The following is a 19099-nucleotide window of genomic DNA, read 5'->3' as shown; positions in this document are numbered from 1 at the left end:
CGGGGTCCGGTTGCTCCCGCAGTCTGCGGGCAGCAGCCGGACCCCGGTGCGTCGTCCTCGAGGTGGCGCCCGAGGGTTCCCGCACTGCGAGCGCGGAGCGGACTGGCACGACCTCCGCCACGAAGGTCGGAGGACCCTTGCCGCCGGCCCCCACTGCAACCGACCGTCCGGGGCGGGTGCACCGTGAGGAGGCCTGGATCCTGCAACGGGCCGGACGATCACGGGAGGCACCGGGGCGCCCGGCCGGGAGACCACCCGCCCGGCACAGAGGCACGGGCGGGACAGGCACCTCTGGGTCGAACGATCGGGAGCGGGAGTCAGGTGGCCGGCAGCCGGGCCGTTCCCTGGCTCGGGGATCTGACGGGACGCCTGCGCGCGCGGCGGACTCCAGGCGCCGTTCCACCGAATGCCGCGGTGACGCAGGTTCCGACCCCGAGCGTCGAGGTGATGTCGAGGGAGCCGCCCGCCTGCCGGATGGTGTCGCCGAGGATCCTCAGGCCGAAGTGGCCCTCCGGGCGTGCCTCGTCCGTATCGAAGCCGACTCCGTCGTCCGACACCGTGATCTCTGTCCGCTGGCTGGACTGCCGGATCCGGATCTCCACCGATTGTGCCGAGGAATGCCTGGTCGCGTTGACCAGGGCTTCGCGCGCGACCCGGTAGACCAGGACCGTCTGATCCCGGTCCAGCACCAGCTCGTCCGGGATCTCGACCAGAAAGGCGATCCCGCGCTCCACCAGGGGCGTCTCCAGCCTCATGAGGGAGGCCTTCAGCCCCAGTTCTTCGAGGTCCGGCGGGTAGAGTTCCGTGGTCATGGCACGTAGGAGACGGACGTCGTTCTGCAGCATGGTGCGGGCGTTCGTGAAGACGGGGCCCATCGACGGCGGGCCCCGGCGTTCCTCCGATTCCAGGGCGTACGCGAGTCCGGACAGGTCCTGGATCACTTCGTCGTGGAGTTCGCTGGCGATCTGCCGGCGCTCCTGGTCGGAGGCCTCTATCGCGCAGCGCAGCAACGCGGTGCGCGTCGCCTGGTGGTCCTGGATCCTGCGGGCCAGGCGCACGGCCGGGATGAGTTGCGCCAGTTGCAGGACCGCCAGGGACAGCAGGGTCGGCGGGATCATCCCCATGAGCACTGCGTACTGCTCACGGCGCACCGCCTCACCGGAGGAGTAGGTCTCGAAGATCATCGGGTCACCGGTCTGCGAGGTCGAGCGCACGTAGACCTCCACGAGTTCACCCGAAGCGTCCTCGAACTCGTTCTCCTCCCCGGTCTGGGATTCCAGCGTGGCAGTCGCCGGCCCGCCGTCGAGCAGCAGGCGTGCCCATTCCTCCTGCTCGAAATCCCGTCCGATGAGCGATTCGGCGTCCGAGTAGACCACCCTGCCCTGCTCGTCCCACACCTTGATCCTCGTCACATTGCCGTTGGCAAGCCAGGGCGCCAGTCGCCGGTCGAGCCGTTCCAGCGCGACGGGATCCCGGGCGAGGAGCTCACGGGTGATCAGGGGCCCGACCACGTTGTCGGCCAGACGCTGGGTCATGTCCCGGGCATTCATGAGAGCGTGGCGTTCCGCCTCGGCACGGATCCAGAAGGCCACGGGGGTCGCGACGAGGACGAGCGCCAGGAAGCCGACCGTGAGGAAGCGCGCGACGGCGGACTGCACCTCGCGTCGTTCGACGACGCCAGGGGCTCTCGTCCCGTCGTCGTCGGCCCTGCCGGGGCGGAGCACGCGCACGGCTTCGGGTGCCCGGCTATTTACCGGCGGGATCCGGGGCGGAGCCCGTCATGCTGCCGAGCCGCGCAACCAGCGACGGGTGCACGATCATGTTGCCCGGGCGGGCATGCCGCAGGGTGTCGAGCATGACTCCCAGGGCGCCGTCCTTCGGCAGGAACCCGCAGATTCCCATGCGGGCGGCTTCGCGCAGCGCTTCCTGTGACGGGTTGCCCGTCAGCATGACGATCCGTGCCTCCGGTGTTTCGGCGAGGATGCGCTCGGCTGCGTTGAGTCCGGAGCCGTCGGCGAGGTACAGGTCCATGACGACGACGTCGGGCCGCAGTTCCCGGAACATCGACGCAGCCGAATCCACCGATGTCGCAGCCCCCACGCTCATGAGGTCGGGTTCGCGGTCCAACGCACCCGCCAGCAGGTCCGAGAAGGTCGTGTGATCGTCGACGATGAGGATCCGCAGGCGTGCCGTCTCCTGCCGGGTGGCCGGCGGTGCGTCGGGGTGGTTCTCCGTCGTCGGATGGACGGGTGCGGGGCGTGCCGGCGGCCCGCTGGACGGCGCAGTGCTCGTCAGCAGCCTGGCGTGTGCCTCCTTGAGGAGTCCCGTGGGTGCGCAGCCCAGTTCCTCGTCCATGATCCGGCGGCATCGATCGAAGGCCCGCAACGCTTCCGTGTTCTCCCCGTTCTGCTCCAGAGCCAGGACCAGCGTGGTCCATGCCCGTTCGTTGAGGGAGTCCTCCCGTGCGGCGGCACCGCTCCAGGCGATCGCCTTGCCCACCTCGCCCACGAGGAGCGCCGACTCCGCGGCCAGCACGCGGGCACGGCCCACCCGCTCCGCATGCAGGGCCCGCTCCTCTTCGGCCCAGCCCGGCAGCAGCTCGTCCCCGAGCAGCGGAGAGGCTGCCAGTTCGAGGGCTTCGGTGAGCAGTTCCAGCGCTGCATGGGGCGCTGCCACGGCGGCCTGCTCGGTCAGCGTCGTGAAGCGCTCCAGATCGAGGTCCACCATCGTCCGGTCGATCACGTAGCCGCCCGTGACCGTCCGCAGGGGTCCCGTCCGGCCGGCTCCTGGCTGCAGGCGCCGTCGGAGGACGCTGACATAGCTCTCGAGGGTCGGCAGGGCGACGGCCGGATGATTGCCGTTCCACAGCAGATCGATGATGCGGGTCTTCGACACCGCCGATCCGAAGTTGAGCAGGAGGATCTCGAGCACTTGACGGGGCTTGGGGCCACCGAGATCGCCTGCCGTGAGCTCTACGTCTCCGCGGCGGATGGTCAGGGGGCCCAGCACCGAGATCTCGAGCGTGGGCGACTCTGCGGCGGCCTCCGGAACGTGATTGGAAACGCCTGGTTCCTTCGCCAGCTCCAAGGTGATCACAATGTCCTCCCCCAGCTCGATGAGTACTATGCCTCCATTGAAGGGGAGGGAGAACCGGGCCGACACGAGTGGTGGCTACGCATTACGCGGGTCCGGCTACCCGCATTCGGAGTGCTCGCCGGCGGTCGCACGTCCCGGCGTCGCCCTGCCCCGCCGTGCTCGCTACCCGCCCGGAACTCCGTCCGGCCACCTCGGGCGCGACCTCGTTCACCCGGCCGGACGGCCCACGTACTCGGCGAGGTGCCGTCCGGTGAGCGTCGCCCGGGAAGCGACGAGTTCTGCCGGCGTTCCTTCGAAGACCACCTTCCCGCCGTCGTGCCCCGCTCCGGGGCCGATGTCGATGATCCAGTCCGCGTGCGCCATCACCGCCTGATGGTGCTCGATGACGAGAACGGACTTGCCGGCGTCGACCAGGCGGTCCAGCAGGCCCAGCAGATTCTCGACGTCGGCCAGGTGCAGGCCTGCCGTGGGTTCGTCGAGGACCAGGATGCCGCCCTTCTCCCCCATGTGGGTGGCGAGCTTGAGGCGCTGGCGCTCGCCGCCGGACAGCGTGGTCAGGGGCTGGCCGAGGCTCAGGTACCCGAGCCCGACGTCGGAGAGACGGCTGAGGATGGCATGGGCGGCGGGCACCCTGGCCTCGCCGGCCCGGAAGAACTCGGTGGCCTCGGTGACGGGCATCGCCAGGACCTCGCTGATGTCCTTCCCGCCGAGCGTGTACTCGAGCACCTCGGCCAGGAACCGCTTGCCGCCGCAGACCTCGCAGGTGGTCGCGACGCCGGCCATCATGGCGAGGTCCGTGAAGATGACGCCCGCGCCGTTGCAGGTGGGGCAGGCGCCCTCGGAGTTCGCGCTGAACAGGGCCGGCTTGACGCCGTTTGCCTTCGCGAACGCCTTCCGGATGGGCTCCAGCATGCCGGTGTACGTGGCGGGGTTGCTGCGGCGTGAGCCCTTGATGGCCGTCTGGTCCACCGCTACGACGCCGTCCCTGCCGGACACGGAGCCGTGGATCAGTGAGCTCTTGCCCGAGCCCGCCACGCCCGTGACCACGCACAGCACGCCCAGGGGTATGTCGACGTCGACGTCCTGCACGTTGTGCGACGTCGCTCCCCTGATCTCCAGTGCGCCGTTGCGGGCGCGCACGCTCTCCTTGAGCGAGGCGCGGTCGTCGAGGTGCCGGCCCGTGAGCGTCCCGCTGTGGCGCAGGCCCTCGACGGAACCCTCGAAGCAGACCGTGCCGCCGGCGGTCCCGGCGCCCGGACCGAGGTCGACGACGTGGTCGGCGATCTCGATCATCTCCGGCTTGTGCTCGACGACCAGCACGGTGTTGCCCTTGTCCCGCAGGCGCAGGAGCAGGTCGTTCATGCGCTGGATGTCGTGCGGATGCAGGCCGATCGTGGGCTCGTCGAAGACGTAGGTGATGTCGGTGAGCGACGAACCGAGGTGGCGGATCATCTTGGTGCGCTGGGACTCGCCGCCGGACAGCGTCCCGGACGGGCGGTCGAGACTGAGGTAGCCGAGCCCGATCTCGACGAACGAGTCGAGGGTCTCCCCCAGCGCCGTCAGGAGTGGCGCCACCGAGGGTTCGTGGAGGTCCCGTACCCAGGCGGCGAGATCGCTGATCTGCAGGGCGCACGCGTCGGCGATGCTGAGCCCGGCGATCTTCGAGGAGCGCGCGGCCTCGCTCAGTCGGGTGCCGTCGCACTCGGGGCAGGTGGTGAACGTGACGGCCCGGTCGACGAAGGCGCGGATGTGCGGCTGCATCGCCTCGCGATCCTTGGACAGCATCGACTTCTGGATCTTGGGTACCAGGCCCTCGTACGTGATGTTGATGCCGTCGACCTTGATCTTGGTCGGTTCCTTGTGGAGCAGGTCCTGCAGTTCACGCTTCGTGAAGTCGCGGATGGGCTTGTCGGCATCGAAGAAGCCGCAGCCGCCGAAGATCCGGCCGTACCACCCGTCCATGCTGTAGCCGGGGATGGTCAGCGCGCCCCCGTTCAGGGACTTCGTGTCGTCATAGAGCTGGGTGAGGTCCATGTCCGTCACCGAGCCCATGCCTTCGCACCGTGGGCACATGCCGCCGGTGATGGTGAAGCTGCGCCGCTCCTTCACCGTGGTGCCGCCACGCTCGAGGGTCACCGCGCCGGCACCGCTGATCGAGGCGACGTTGAACGAGAAGGCCTGCGGAGACCCGATCCGGGGGTTCCCCAGCCGGGAGAAGACGATGCGCAGCATCGCATTGACATCGGTGGCGGTACCCACGGTGGACCGGGGATTGGCGCCCATGCGTTCCTGGTCCACGATGATCGCCGTCGTCAGCCCTTCGAGGACGTCGACCTCGGGGCGCGCGAGCGTCGGCATGAAGCCCTGCAGGAAGGCGCTGTAGGTCTCGTTGATCATGCGCTGCGACTCGGCGGCGATGGTGTTGAAGACGAGGGAACTCTTGCCAGAGCCGGAGACGCCCGTGAAGACGGAGAGGCGGCGTTTCGGAATGTCGATCGAGACGTCCCTCAGGTTGTTCTCGCGCGCCCCCTGCACCCGGATGAGGTCGTGCGTGTCGGCTGTGTGGAGCTGGGCCTGCTGGACGTCCGTGGTGGCCGTGGTCATCGTGTCTCCATCGTTTGGGGGGCCGCTTCCGCCGGTGGTCTGCCGGGAGCCGCGGCACAGGGACCAGCCGCGGGCAGCACGTCTGATTGTCCGTCGTCGATGCGGAACCGGCAATGGGGTGGGCACCCGTTGCTGTCCGCGATCGTGCTTTGCTGGTGGGATGAGTACCGATACCTCACGCAACCAGGTCCGGCCCGACCTCCCGGCCGGAGCCCTCCGCGAGCAGGTCGAGGCCGTCCTGTCGGTGGACCAGCCCCGGATCGTGGCCGCGGGCGACCCAATGCTGCGCCGGCCGGCGGTCGACGTCGATGGACAGCTCGACGACGACACCCTGGGCCGGCTCATCGCCACGATGCGCCGCGTGATGCACGCCGCGCCCGGAGTGGGTCTCGCCGCCCCGCAGATCGGCATCCCCCTGCGGATCGCAGTCCTCGAGGACGAGGGCGTCCAGGACCCGGTGGTCGCCCAGGCCCGTTTCCGCACCCCCCTGCCGTTCACCGTGCTCATCAATCCCGCCTACGAGGCCGTGGACCACTCCCTGCACGCGTTCTACGAGGGCTGCCTGTCGGTGCCCGGCTACCAGGCCGTCGTCGAGCGCCATGCCCGTATCACGGCCACCTACACGCAGCCGGACGGCGTCACGGTCACCGCCGGGTTCGAGGGCTGGCCCGCGCGCATCGTGCAGCACGAGACGGACCACCTGGACGGCCGGCTCTACCTGGATCGGGCGATCATCCGATCCCTCAGTGCGAACTCGGAGCACGGCCGCTGGGCGCAGCCGACCGTCGACGACGCGCGGCGGGGCCCCGGCTTCTGAGGCCCCGCCGCGCCGCCGCCGGCTACCGGACCGCCATGGCGGGCGGGTTCGCGTCGGTCGGCAGGTACCTGGCCCACCACCTCAGGATGTGGTCGAAACGCTGCCTGCGGTGCCACGGCGATCCCGACCTCGAGAGTTCGTGGGTCTCGCCCGGGAACACCAGCATCTCGGTCTCCACGCCCTGCTTCTTGAGCGCCGTGTAGTACCGCTGCGCCTGTTCGATGGGGCAGCGGAGGTCCTCCTCGGAGTGGATGACGAACGCGGGGGTCCTCACCTGCCCGATCTTCGCGAAGGGGTTCTGTGCCTCGACACGTGCCGGGTCCGTGCCGGTGTATGCCTCCGAGAAGAACCAGCCGATGTCGGAGGACCCGACGAACGACGGCGGATCCAGGTAGCCCCGCTCGACGATCGCCGCCTCGAAGCGGTGGTCGTGCGCGATCGTCCATGCCGTCAGGTACCCGCCGTACGATCCGCCCATCACACCGAGGCGGGTGGCGTCCATGGCCCCGAAGTCGGCGAGCGCGCCGTCGAGGTACGCCAGGACGTCGTCGAGGTCCACGGTGCCCATGGCCTCCTTGATGACCCGCCCGTGGGCCTGGCCGTAGCCGGCGGCACCGCGGGGATTGCAGAGCAGCACCGCGTAGCCCGCGGCGGCGTAGACCTGGGCCTCGTCGAAGTAGCCCCAGCCGTACTGCGCGAACGGCCCGCCGTGGATGACGAGCAGCACCGGGTGCGGTCCCTCCCCTTCGGGCAGGACGACCCACCCGTGGACGGGCGTGCCGTCCGGCGCCGGGTAGGTGCGTTCCTGCAGCTCGCCCACCCTCGTGTCGGAGCGCAGGGCAGCGGAGAAGTCCGACAGTGGCCGCAACCCCGACGGCTCGACGACCGCGACGTCACCGGAGGTCGAGGGGTCCGTGTAGGAGACGACGACCGCCTGTCCGGACGCCGCGGCGCCCGTCACCACGGTGGGACCGGTGACCAGGGTGGAAGACTCCCCCGACGCCGGGACGCGCAGCAGCTCGCCTCTGCCCTGCGCCCGGTTGAAGACGAGGACGGACTCCGGCCCGTCGGCGACGATCTCCTGGACGTCACCGAGGTCCACGGTCTCGGGATCGGTGAGTCGCCGGACGTCCTGCGGCTCGTCGGTCCGCAGGACGTACAGTGCCGTGTTCCGGGCCACGAAGTCCAGGCCCGACGGCGAGAGATCCGAGGCCAGGAAGAACAGCCAGGCACCGTCCGTGCTGGGCCGGGGAGCACCACAGCCGAGCCGGGTGCCACCGCCGTCGTTCGTCAGCCGTCGGTGATCGCCCCCGTCGGGCGAGATCGAGTGGATGTCCGAGACGAGCGTGGTATCGGCCTCGGCCCCCAGCGCGGCGGTGAAGTAGATGCGGTGGCCGTCCGCCGAGAAGACCGGCTCGAGGTGGTCCGCGTCGGCCGTGGTCAGCTGGGTGGCCGACGGCACCGCGCCCTGCTCCTCGAGGGCGCCGGGTCCGTCGGCGTGCTCCTCCTTGAGCCGTCCGACAGCGGGGATGTAGGGCTCGGCGTCGAGATCCGGGACCGCCACGGTGAAGAGCTGTGAACGCTTGTCCGTGGTGTAGCCGAGCCCGTTCATCCGGTACTTGTACTGCGTGACGAGCCGCGGATCCTCGAGCCCCGCGCTGACGCCGTCCAGCGTCCCGTAGCGGCCGTGCTCGGGGACGCGCGCGGCGAAGACGACCGTCCGCGAGTCCGGGGAGACGTCGAAGTGGGCGACGCCCAACGGCTGGTCGGTGAGCTGGACGGGTTCCCCGCCGGACGCCCGTGCGGCGAACAGCTGGGGCTTCCCGCCCGGTGCCGCCCGCAGGAACAGGAGCAGTTCGCCATCGGGTGAGTAGCGGGGCGCGGTGTCGCGGAACCCGCGGGTCAGCCGGCGACGCCCGCCGTCGAGCGTGACCTCCCACAGCTGGCCGACATAGGCGTCGGCGCGGAGGTCGGGGCGGGTCGCGGCGACGACGAGACGGGAACCGTCGGGGTGGAGTGTCGGGGTACCCGTGGTGGTCAGGAGTTCTATCTGGTCTGGTTTCACCCTCCGACTAGACCCGAAACAGTGGCCTGAGTCAACGGTGCACAGGTACTTCTCCCTAGGATGGGAGGATGCCCGACCTCCCCGACCACCTCCTGCTCTGTCCGGTCTGCGGACAGCCGCTCGGACAGGCGGCCCGCGCGCTCGCGTGCGGCCACGGCCACCGCTTCGACGCCGCCCGCCAGGGCTACTACAACCTGCTGACCGGGAAGGGGACGCCGTTCGAGGGCGACACGGCAGCGATGGTCGACGCGCGGGAGGAATTCCTGGCGTCGGGCCACTACGCGCCCCTGCGGGAGGCGGTCGTGGCAGCCGCGCTCCGCCATGCCGCGCGGCCGGCGGTCGCGCTGGACGCCGGGGCCGGGACGGGCTACTACCTCGAGGGGCTCGCGGACGCCGCGCCGCACATGGTCCCCGTCGCGCTGGACATCTCGAAGGTCGCACTCCGCCGCGCGGCGCGCCGCCTGCCCGGTGGCATCAGCATCGTGTGGGATGTCTGGCGCCCGCTGCCGGTCGCGGACGGTGTGGTGGACGTCCTGCTCAACGTCTTCGCCCCGCGGAACGCGGACGAGTTCCTGAGGGTCCTCGCGCCGGGCGGCCGCGTCGTCGTCGTGACACCGCGACCCGGGCACCTGGCCGGCCTCGAAGCCGTGGGATCCCTCCTGTCCGTCCCTCCGCAGAAGGCGGACGACGTCCTCGCGGCCTTCGCCGGCGCGCTGGACGAGATTGCACGGCAGGATCTCGACTACGTCATGCACCTGCCGCGGGACCTGGCGCGGTCGGCCCTGACCATGGGGCCCGCGGCCCACCACGCGCGACCCGCCACCGCCGGGACCGCGGCCGGAGCCCCGGACGACCTCCTCGCGGTCGAGGCCCGTTTCACCGTCCAGGTGCTGTCTGCGCGGGGGCCGTCCCGATCCCCCGCGGACGGCACGGAAGGGTAACAACTCGCCCTGCAGGTCCGGCCGACCTAGGTTATGTCACACCCGTTTGCCAGAATGGACGCAAGCGCTGCCGACCGCGGCGCGGACACGAGGGGGATGCTCGATGGAATGGTTGCTCGCCAACGGCTGGGTCCTGTGGCTCGCCCTGTTCCTGGGGCTCGCCGCCGTGGAGACCCTCACGCTCGACCTGTTCTTCATCATGCTGTCCGTCGGCGCGCTGGCAGCCCTCGTGGCCACCGTGATCGGTGCGGGGTTCGTGCTGCAGATCGTGGTCTTCGCCGTCGTGTCGCTCCTCATGATCCTGCTCGTGCGGCCCGTGGCCGTCCGCCACCTGGAGAAGGGACCGGCGGACCAGCGGAACAACATCGACCGCCTCATCGGCGCCGCCGCCCTCGCCCTGGAACCCGTGACGGCCCACTCGGGCACGGTCAAGATCGGCGGTGACACGTGGACGGCCCGCTCCGCCGACGGTGTGGCGCTTCCCGCCGGCACCCGCCTCTCCGTCGCCAGGATCGACGGCGCCACCGCCGTCGTCGAACCGGCCGCCGACCGTCCCCTGCCTCCGGTCACCGAGGCATAGCGCGCTCCGCCCACGCCTTTTCCGCGTCCTGGCCGCACGTCGGCCCCCGAGGGGCGCACCCACCACAACAAAGGGGATCCATGAACGGCACCGTCGGGACGATCGGACTCACTCTGGTCCTGATCGTCCTCATTATCTTCGTCCTGGTCGTACTCGTGAAGTCCGTCCGGATCATCCCGCAGGCGCGCGCAGGCGTCGTCGAACGGCTCGGCAAGTACCAGCGGACGCTGAACCCGGGACTGACCATCCTCATCCCGTTCGTCGACCGGCTGCTGCCGCTCCTCGACCTCCGCGAGCAGGTGGTGTCCTTCCCACCGCAGCCCGTGATCACCGAGGACAACCTGGTGGTGTCCATCGACACGGTCGTCTACTTCCAGGTGACCGACCCGCGCGCGGCGACCTACGAGATCGCCAACTACATCCAGGCCGTGGAGCAGCTCACGACGACCACCCTGCGCAACGTGGTGGGTGGACTCAACCTCGAGGAGGCCCTCACCTCACGGGACCAGATCAACGGTCAGCTCCGCGGAGTGCTCGACGAGGCGACCGGCCGCTGGGGTATCCGCGTCGGACGCGTGGAACTCAAGGCGATCGATCCGCCCCACTCCATCCAGGACTCGATGGAGAAGCAGATGCGCGCCGAACGTGACCGCCGCGCCGCGATCCTGACCGCGGAGGGTACCAAGCAGTCCCAGATCCTCACGGCGGAGGGCCAGCGCCAGGCCGCCATCCTCGCCGCCGAGGGTGACGCGAAGGCCGCGATCCTGCGCGCCGACGGCGAGGCACAGGCGATCCACAAGGTGTTCGACGCCATCCACAAGGGCAACCCGACGCAGAAGCTGCTCGCCTACCAGTACCTGCAGACACTGCCCAAGCTCGCGGACGGCTCGGCGAACAAGCTCTGGATCATTCCGAGCGAGGTCGGCGAGGCATTGAAGGGCATCGGCAACGTCCTCGGCACCACCACCCCGGACTCCCCCTCCGACGGCCCCGAGGCGGTCACGCGCACCTGAGCCACGACCGATCCCACTCGGAGCTCACCGGTGCCCGGAGGGCGGCTGTATACTTAGGTGTTTACCCCTCCCCCGGCAGGAACATCTGCGCGGTACGGAGTGTTATACGGACAGCTTCCCTTTCGCCCGACGGCGATCGCGGGTACCGGAGCCCGGGTAGGACTTCGGTGAGAAACAGCGGTAACGGCCGACCGGTAGACGGGAGGCCACGGTGACTAGGAGAGAATCATGAGCGATCGCAGCCTGCGCGGCATGCGCCTCGGTGCGCAGTCCATGGAAACGGAATCCGGCGTCGAGCCTGCTCCCCGTCAGCGGGTCGAGTACCGCTGCGAGGACGGCGAGCGGGTCTTCGTGACCTTCTCCTCGGAAGCGGACATCCCGGCCACCTGGGTCTCGAAGACCGGCAAGGAAGCCCTCCTCGTCGACGGGGAGAAGCCGGACACCTCGAACGACAAGCCCGTCCGCACCCACTGGGACATGCTCCTCGAGCGCCGGTCGGTCGAGGAGCTCGAGCAGATCCTCCAGGACCGGCTCACGATCCTGCGTGAGCGTCGCGGAGAGCGCCGCTCGGCGTAACCCGAGACAGCAAGGAAAAAGGCACCCGCCGCGGCGGGTGCCTTTTTCTTGCTGTCAGGAACGCCCGGTCAGCGTGGCCCACCGGGCGGCGAGCCCCCAGCGGGTGACATTGGCGATGGCCTCGAACACGATGTTCCCGCTCATCTTGGATGCGCCGAGCTCGCGCTCCACGAAGGTGATGGGCACCTCGACGATGGTGAGGCCGGCGCGCGCCACCCGGAAGGTCATGTCCACCTGGAAGCCGTAGCCCACGGACTCGACGGCGGCGAGATCGAGGCTCTCCAGCGTCGACCGGCGGAAGGCCCGGAAGCCGGCGGTGATGTCGCGGACGGGCAGTCCGAGCATCAGGCGGGAGTACGTGCTGCCGCCACGCGAGAGGAGCTTGCGGTGGGCCGGCCAGTTGACCACGCTGCCACCGGCGACCCAGCGGCTGCCGATCACGAGGTCGGCCCGATCCACGGCATCGAGGAGGTCCTGCAGCTGCTCGGGTTTGTGGGAACCATCCGCGTCCATCTCCACGAGGACGTCGTAGTCCCGGTCCAGGCCCCACCGGAAACCGGCGATGTAGGCGGCACCGAGGCCCTCCTTGCCCTTCCGGTGCAGCACGTGCACCTGGGCGTCGGCGGCAGCGGCACGATCCGCCAGGTCACCCGTGCCGTCGGGGCTGTTGTCGTCCACGATGAGGACGTCGGACGCGGGGACGGCTGCCCGGAGGCGGGCGAGGGTCAGCGGGAGCGATTCGATCTCGTTGTAGGTGGGGATGATCGTGACGACTCGCACGCAGGTGGGCCTTTCCATCGGGACGCGCATCGCGCAGGGACCGACTCCGTACCGGAGCCAGTCTGCAAGTATAGGCGACCGTCGCGGCACGCCCGGAAAAGGAGAGGCCCGGCTCCCGGGTGGACGGGTCGGCAGATCCACGCATCTTCGTACCGATGCCGTCACGCATGGCGACACCGTTTTCTACTGATGCGTGGACCTGCCCTTGGAAGTGCCGGCTCCGCCTGGAGGGGCAACACGCGCCATTGGAAAGGCCGATGCGTTGCGCTCGTAGAGGCCGGCCAGGTTTCCTCCCGTGGGAGTTCCTCCAACCCGTAGGGCAAAAGCTTACGTGCTGTGGAGGAGGTGTCAACAGCACTCTGACCTGCGACGACAGGCCTTTGCGCAGGTCAGACGGCGGTCGTCGACGGGCCGCGGATTCGGTGGTCCTACGCCGCCGCGAACTCCTCGACGGCGAACAGACGGCGCCCGTCGTGCACGGTCTCCAGGCACGACGGCGCGTTCTCCGTGTCCAGTGCCGGCAACAGCGGGGTGCCCGCCCGGGGGTCCGTGCTCCAGGACTGGACGCGGTTGTCCGGTGTCTGCACCATGAGCTCGTCCACCTTCCAGACGGCGAAGGACGCCGGGGTGCCGGGCGCGAGCTGTCCCATCATGGGGCTGCGGCCCGAGAGGCGCCAGCCGGCCCTGGTGTGCGCGATGAACGCGGCGCGGGCGGAGATGTTCTCCACGGCGGTGCTGTGCTGCAGGCAGGCACGCACGGACGCCCATGGATCGAGGGGTGTCACCGGGCTGTCCGATCCCAGCGCCACGAGCACGCCCTCGGACAGGAGGGAGGCGAACCGGTTCATCCCGGTCCTGCGCTCCCCCAGCCGCTGGTCGTACAGTCCTCCCTCCCGGCCCCACAGCGCATCGAAGGCGGGTTGTCCGCTGACGGCGACGCCGTAGTGCACCAGCGCGGCGATCGCGGCATCGTCGGCGAGCTCCACGTGTTCCAGGCGGTGGCGTGAGCGGCGCACCGCCTCGACGCCGAGCTCGCGCGCGGTCGCCTCGAGGCCGCTCAGGACGACGTCGAGCCCGGCGTCGCCGATGACGTGGAATCCCGCCTGGACGGTCTCGGCGGTGGTCGCGAGCAGGTGAGCCGCGACGTCGTCCTCGGTCAGGTAGAGCGTGCCGCGGTTCGCCGCGTCGTCGCTGTAGGGTTCGCGCAGGGCGGCCGTCCGTGACCCGATGGAACCGTCGACGTTGAGGTCGCCCGCCAGCCCCGCGAGGCGACCGCCGAAGCCCTGCATCAGCCCGCGCACCTCGTCCCGCGACGAGGCGCGTTGTGCCCAGTACGGGATGACCTCCGGGAGCGCGAGTTCGCCCTGCGCACCGTCGATCGAGAGCAGCACCTCGAGGTCCTCCCGCGGTGCGATGTGCGGAGCGGCCATCTCGGTGACCGCGACGTACCCCCGGGCGGCAGCGTGGCGCAGGGCGGCCTGCTGGTAGGTGCGGCGCTGCTCCGGGGCGAGGTTGCGCGTCGCCTGGCGGGCGGCTTCGTGCGCCGCGCGGACGACGAACCCGTCGTCCCACCCGTCGACCGCGGCGAGGCCGAGTGCCGCGGCGAGGCTCCCCGAGACGACGGCCGAGTGGATGTCGGCCCTCACGAGGTAGACCAGGGCGCCGTGGCCCGCGCGGTCGAGCTCGGCGGCCGTCGGGACCCGCTTCTCCGGCCACTGGGATTCGTCCCAGCCGAAGCCGAGGATCGTGGACGCACCGGACCTCGCCGCAGCGGCGACCGCGCCGAGCAGGTCATCGAGCGAGCGGCAGGAGGCCAGATCGATCGAGCCGAGGGCGATGCCCGTCTCGGTGGTGTGCGTGTGGGCGTCGACGAACCCGGGCGTCACGAGTGCACCGTCGAGGTCCACGGTGCGCACGTCGGGGCCGGCGAGGTTCGCAGCGGCGTGCTCGGACCCGACCCAGGCCACCGTCGCCCCGTCGACGAGCATCGCGGTAGCGAAGGGATCAGCGGGGCTGTAGACGGACCCGTTGCGGTAGAGGACGGGCAGGGGGCGCTTCAAAGTCGGCATGGAGGTGCAGGAGGCTTTCTGTCGTCGGGTGTCCCGAAGGGGGACTACTCACTGATGTTCGAGTATGCCACCACGCCACGACGGACCAGCCTGATCGCCCGCACGCAGGTCTGCTGCAGGCCGCCCGGCAGGTCCGGCACCTTGGCCAGCTGATCCAGGAGGTCGATGACCTGCTTGGACCACCGCACGAAGTCACCGGCCGCGAGTTCCGTGCCGCTCAGGGCCGCCTGGAGCGACCGGCCCTGCGCCCACTTGAACATCGGCCACACGAGTGAGAGTTCGGGTTCACCGGTCACGGGGAGCCGGTGCTGCTCCTCGACGTCGTTGAGCTGGGACCACTGGCGGATGATGGTCTCCACCGACCCCTCCAGGGACACGCTCGGCATCACGGGCCGGACGCCGCGCTCCTCGCGCTTGGCCTGGTAGACGAGGACCGTGGTGAGGGCCGCGAGTTCGGCGGCGTCGAGCTCGGTGAAGGCGCCCTCCTCGACGCACAGCGCGATCAGCAGGTCCTTCTCGCCGTAGATCCGCCGGAGCTTCTGCCCGGAGGCGCTCACGAAGACGCCGTCGTCCGTGTACTCGAGGTAGCCGTAGTGGGCCAGGACCTCGGAGACGCGGTCGAACGTCTTGGCGATCGTGTTCGTGCGGCCCCGGATCTGCCCGCCCAGCTTGTCGGTCTCGCGGCGCAGCTTGAACCAGCGCTCGGCCCAGCGCGCGTGCTGTTCCCGTTCGCTGCAGCCGTGGCAGGGGTGGGCGCGGAGCCGCCGCCGCAGATCGGTGATGGCACGTTCCTCCGCGGCCGCCGATGCCGAGTAGCCGCTCGCGACCCGGTCGGCACCCCGCCGCGGCGGCCGCTTCTCCTGCAGTGCGTTGCGGAGAGAGGACGTCAGGTCGCGGCGGTCCTTCGGGCTGCGCGCGCTGAAGTGCTTGGGGATCCGGATGCGGGAGAGGACCTCCACGGGACCGTCGAGGTCCTGCACGCCGACGCGGCGGATCTGCGTCTCGAGCGTGAGGACGGTCGGCCGCGGCTCACGCGACGTGTCGCTGTCCAGGACCACGGCGTACCCCTGGCTCCGCCCTCCCGGGACGTCGATGACGTCACCGGGCCGGAGCGACTCCAGTGACGACTCCGCGGCCGAGCGCAGCGACCGCGACTTGTCCCGGGACGCGCGCGACTCGAGGTCGGACAGTTCGCGCCGGAGGTTCGCGTATTCACGGAAGTCGCCGAGATGGCACGTCATGGACTTCTCGTAGCCCTTGAGCGATTCCTCGCGGCTGCGCACCTGCTTGGCCAGGCCCACCACGGAGCGGTCCGCCTGGAACTGGGCGAAGGACGTCTCGAGGATCTCCCGGGACCGCTCCTGCCCGAACTGCGCCATGAGGTTGATGCTCATGTTGTACGTGGGCCGGAAGCTCGAGTTCAGGGGGTAGGTGCGACGCGAGGCGAGCCCGGCCACGGCACCGGGATCCGTGCCCGGTTGCCACAGCACGACGGCGTGGCCCTCGACGTCGATCCCGCGCCGGCCGGCCCGGCCGGTGAGCTGCGTGTACTCCCCCGCGGTGACGTTCACGTGGGCCTCGCCGTTGAACTTGTCGAGCTTCTCCAGCACGACGGTCCGTGCGGGCATGTTCACGCCGAGCGCGAGGGTCTCCGTCGCGAAGACCGCCTTCACGAGCCCGGCCGCGAAGAGCCGCTCGACGATCTCCTTGAAGGTGGGCAGCATTCCCGCGTGGTGCGCCGTGAAGCCGCGGATGAGTCCCTCACGCCATGTCCAGAAGCCCAGGATCTCGAGGTCGTCGCGCGGGATGTCCATCGTGGCCTCGTCGATGGTCTCGCTGATCTCGTCGCGTTCGTCCTCCGTGGTGAGCCACAGCCCGGCGTGGAGGCACTGCGTGACGGCCGCTTCGCAGCCGGCCCTCGAGAAGATGAAGGTGATCGCCGGGAGCAGGTCGGCGCGGTCGAGGGCGCTGATGACCTGCGGGCGCGTCGCACGGCGGACGGCCGTCGTCCGCGGGGGGCCGCCCCGCCCGTTCCGCGGTCCTCCGCGGCGCCCGCCGCCCCAGTTGGCACGCTGGTTGAGGCGGATCTCGTTGCTGGCGAGTTCGAGCAGCTCCGGGTTCACGTCGTACTGGTCCCGTGCGCCGGCGTCGGTGCCGGCCGGCGCCGCCTCGTCGAAGGCGATGTCACCGGCGAAGAGGTCGATCAGGCTCTGGCCGACCATGACGTGCTGCCAGAGGGGGACCGGCCGGTGTTCGGAGACGACGACGTCGGTGTCGCCGCGGACGGTGTCCAGCCACGCGCCGAACTCCTCCGCGTTGGAGACGGTGGCACTGAGCGACACCAGCTTCACCTCGGTGGGCAGGTGGATGATCACTTCCTCCCACACCGCTCCCCTGAACCGGTCCGCGAGGTAGTGGACCTCGTCCATCACCACGTACCCGAGGTTGTCGAGGGCGTCCGAGTTGGCGTAGAGCATGTTGCGCAGCACCTCGGTGGTCATCACGATCACGTCGGCGTCCGCATTGATGCTCGTGTCGCCGGTGAGCAGACCGACGCGGTCGTTGCCGTGCACGGCGGCGAGCTCGGAGTACTTCTGGTTGCTGAGCGCCTTGATCGGCGTGGTGTAGAACGCCTTCAGGCCGCGCTGCAGCGCCATGAACACCGCGAACTCGCCCACCACGGTCTTCCCGGCACCCGTGGGAGCGGCGACCAGCACACCCCGGCCGGCCTCGAGGGCGGTACACGCCTCCCGCTGGAACGGGTCGAGGTCGAAGTCGAGGGTCTGCTCGAAATGGGACAGCTGTGTCCGTGAGTGTTCCGTGCGGGCCTTGGCTGCTGCGTATCTCTCCGCGGGGGTGCTCATGAAATCCACCCTAGACGTTCGGCTGGGGGCGGGCACCCGGTGTACGCGGTGAGCGATCCCGCGCCGGTCGTGCTTGCGGGACCGGCGCCGGCCGTGGGTCGGGTCAGAGCGCGTCGAGGGGGGTGGCGGTGTCCGCGGTGGCGTCCACGGCGGCTTCCCGGGCTGCGGTGCGGCGGGCCCGGCGCTTGTCGTTGAGCAGGCACAGCCCGATCGCGAGGAAGAACAGCAGCAGCAGGGGAACGGCGAGGTAGAACATGCTCAGGGCGTCCCCGCCGGGGGCGGCCATCGCCGCGAACAGGCACACCAGGAACACCGTGATACGCCAGGCCTTGAGGACCTGACGGCCCGAGACCAGGCCCACCATGTTCAGACCGACCAGGACCACCGGCAGGAGGAACGCGATGCCGAACGCCAGCATCAGCCGGAGCACGAACGTGAAGTACACGGAGACGCTGATGTAGTTCGAGAAGTCCTCCGGCGTGAACTCCGTCAGGACGCGCACCGCGTTGGGGAGGATCAGCCAGGCCAGGGCGATGCCGGCCAGGAACAGCGGGAACGCGACGGCGATGAACGCCAGCGCGATCCGCCGTTCCTTCGTCTTCAGCCCCGGCGTGATGAACGCCCACAGCTGGTACAGCCAGACCGGGCTGGACAGGACCAGGCCCAGGAACACGGAGACCTGGATGAGCAGGTCGAACGGGGACGCGGCGCTGTCGAAGTTCAGCGACGCCGTCCTGCCCTCCTGGCCGTTGATCGCGATGATCGGTGCGGCCAGCGCTCGCAGCACGGGTTCGTAGACGAAGAATCCGGCCACGGTGCCGAGGATGACCGCGATCGCGGACTTGAACAGCCTGTTCCGGGCCTCGCGCAGGTGTTCCTTCAGGGCCATCCGGCCTTCCGGATTGGCCTTCCTGCGCTTGCGGACCTTGGCGGGTGACACAGGGAGGCCCTACTGGCTGGTGTGCGAGGAACCGCCCTGCTGGAACGGTCCCGCCTGCGACTGGCCGTCCCTGTGGCCGTCGGCGCCGCCGCCCGGGTGGTGCGGTGCGGGACGCCCGGGGTGCTGTACAGGAGTCTCGTGGGAGGGGTTGTAGGTCTGCGTCCGGGGGGTGTCGACCACCCGGCCCTCCACGGGCTCCGTGCCGGTCTCGCCGGTGTTGTTCTCGTCCTTCATCTGCTTCACCTCGGACTTGAAGATCCGCAGCGACTGTCCCACGCTGCGGGCCAGCCCGGGCAGTTTCGGCGCGCCGAACAGCACGATCGCTAGAACGATGATGATGACGATGTGCCAGCCTTCGAGCCTCATGTCCGATTCCTCTCGTTGATCCCGCTCCAGTTTAGGTCACAGGTGGGGCATGTCCCGCAGGAGCTGCGGCTGCCGGCGGTCCGAGCGCTTCCGGACGCGCCTGCTGCGGCGGTCTCCGGTGCGGCGGGTACGGGCGGCGTCGCGAGCCGCACGGACGTCGGCCGGCGCGGCGAACACCGCCGGCACCGGGATTCCGGGGACGCCCGCGTGTGGCACGGCGGCGCCGTCGTCGGTCGGGACGCCCACCGCGAGGCGGTCCATCGCCTCCCCGAATTCACCCAGAGTTCGCATTCCGCGCCGGAAGACGCGGAAGCCGACCACGACGAGGAAGATCACGCTGACGGCTACCAGCGCGACCCACAGGACGATCCACATCCACCAGAGCATG

Annotated in this window: 15 protein-coding genes; 5 read left to right on the top strand and 10 right to left on the bottom strand. The window is 69.9% G+C overall.

Annotation, left to right across the window (positions count from 1 at the left end; genetic code table 11):
• Nucleotides 1-317 precede the first annotated feature (317 nt).
• From ACX80U_RS10175 to ACX80U_RS10165, 3 genes are all read right to left on the bottom strand, one after another.
• Complete coding sequence (locus ACX80U_RS10175) at nt 318-1724, bottom strand: sensor histidine kinase (protein ID WP_459268308.1); 1407 nt, start codon at nt 1722-1724, stop codon at nt 318-320.
• A 22-nt stretch (nt 1725-1746) separates the two neighbouring features.
• Entirely contained in the window at nt 1747-3096 is a 1350-nt protein-coding gene (locus ACX80U_RS10170) for a response regulator (RefSeq protein WP_459268307.1), read from the bottom strand.
• Between the two features lie 207 nt (nt 3097-3303).
• Nucleotides 3304-5700: an ATP-binding cassette domain-containing protein gene (locus ACX80U_RS10165; RefSeq protein ID WP_133080506.1), complete on the bottom strand. Its 2397-nt coding sequence runs from the start codon at nt 5698-5700 to the stop codon at nt 3304-3306.
• 160 nt (nt 5701-5860) lie between these two features.
• Here ACX80U_RS10165 and ACX80U_RS10160 point away from each other — a divergent pair, with 160 nt between their 5' ends.
• A complete protein-coding gene (locus ACX80U_RS10160) occupies nt 5861-6517 on the top strand; it encodes a peptide deformylase (RefSeq protein ID WP_459268306.1) in 657 nt (218 codons plus the stop codon).
• Nucleotides 6518-6539: 22 nt separating this feature from the next.
• On the opposite strand, the gene ACX80U_RS10155 is transcribed toward ACX80U_RS10160, so the two are convergent.
• Nucleotides 6540-8582 carry a S9 family peptidase gene (locus ACX80U_RS10155; RefSeq protein ID WP_459268305.1) on the bottom strand — a complete coding sequence of 681 codons (2043 nt, stop codon included), beginning with the start codon at nt 8580-8582 and terminating at the stop codon, nt 6540-6542.
• A 68-nt stretch (nt 8583-8650) separates the two neighbouring features.
• Here ACX80U_RS10155 and ACX80U_RS10150 point away from each other — a divergent pair, with 68 nt between their 5' ends.
• The 4 genes from ACX80U_RS10150 (at nt 8651) to ACX80U_RS10135 (ending at nt 11692) form a co-directional block, all read left to right on the top strand.
• Nucleotides 8651-9523: a putative RNA methyltransferase gene (locus tag ACX80U_RS10150; protein WP_459268304.1), complete on the top strand. Its 873-nt coding sequence runs from the start codon at nt 8651-8653 to the stop codon at nt 9521-9523.
• 103 nt (nt 9524-9626) lie between these two features.
• Complete coding sequence (locus tag ACX80U_RS10145) at nt 9627-10103, top strand: NfeD family protein (protein ID WP_459268303.1); 477 nt, start codon at nt 9627-9629, stop codon at nt 10101-10103.
• An 80-nt stretch (nt 10104-10183) separates the two neighbouring features.
• Complete coding sequence (locus ACX80U_RS10140; RefSeq protein ID WP_459268302.1) at nt 10184-11116, top strand: SPFH domain-containing protein; 933 nt, start codon at nt 10184-10186, stop codon at nt 11114-11116.
• A 228-nt stretch (nt 11117-11344) separates the two neighbouring features.
• The gene (locus tag ACX80U_RS10135) at nt 11345-11692 is read left to right on the top strand and encodes an RNA polymerase-binding protein RbpA (protein WP_043445375.1); all 348 of its coding nucleotides are present in this window, start codon (nt 11345-11347) and stop codon (nt 11690-11692) included.
• Between the two features lie 54 nt (nt 11693-11746).
• On the opposite strand, the gene ACX80U_RS10130 is transcribed toward ACX80U_RS10135, so the two are convergent.
• The 6 genes from ACX80U_RS10130 to ACX80U_RS10105 all read right to left on the bottom strand — a co-directional run bounded on the left by ACX80U_RS10130 (nt 11747) and on the right by ACX80U_RS10105 (nt 19098).
• Nucleotides 11747-12472 (bottom strand): polyprenol monophosphomannose synthase, encoded by a 726-nt coding sequence (locus ACX80U_RS10130; protein ID WP_459268301.1) that lies wholly within the window; start codon nt 12470-12472, stop codon nt 11747-11749.
• A 428-nt stretch (nt 12473-12900) separates the two neighbouring features.
• Nucleotides 12901-14541, bottom strand: coding sequence for an amidohydrolase (locus ACX80U_RS10125; protein ID WP_459268300.1), 1641 nt, complete (start codon nt 14539-14541; stop codon nt 12901-12903).
• 44 nt (nt 14542-14585) lie between these two features.
• Complete coding sequence (locus ACX80U_RS10120; protein WP_459268299.1) at nt 14586-17405, bottom strand: DEAD/DEAH box helicase; 2820 nt, start codon at nt 17403-17405, stop codon at nt 14586-14588.
• Between the two features lie 103 nt (nt 17406-17508).
• Entirely contained in the window at nt 17509-18294 is a 786-nt protein-coding gene (gene tatC, locus ACX80U_RS10115; RefSeq protein ID WP_133083126.1) for a twin-arginine translocase subunit TatC, read from the bottom strand.
• Between the two features lie 60 nt (nt 18295-18354).
• On the bottom strand, nt 18355-18711 hold the full coding sequence (tatA, locus tag ACX80U_RS10110) for a Sec-independent protein translocase subunit TatA (protein ID WP_133083109.1): 357 nt from the start codon (nt 18709-18711) through the stop codon (nt 18355-18357).
• Between the two features lie 36 nt (nt 18712-18747).
• Complete coding sequence (locus ACX80U_RS10105; protein WP_459268298.1) at nt 18748-19098, bottom strand: hypothetical protein; 351 nt, start codon at nt 19096-19098, stop codon at nt 18748-18750.
• Between the last annotated feature and the right edge of the window lies 1 nt (nt 19099).

This window comes from Arthrobacter sp. TmT3-37, assembly GCF_054510835.1.
Note: the sequence above shows the minus strand (reverse complement) of the source record. Positions and strands in the feature narration are given on the sequence as shown.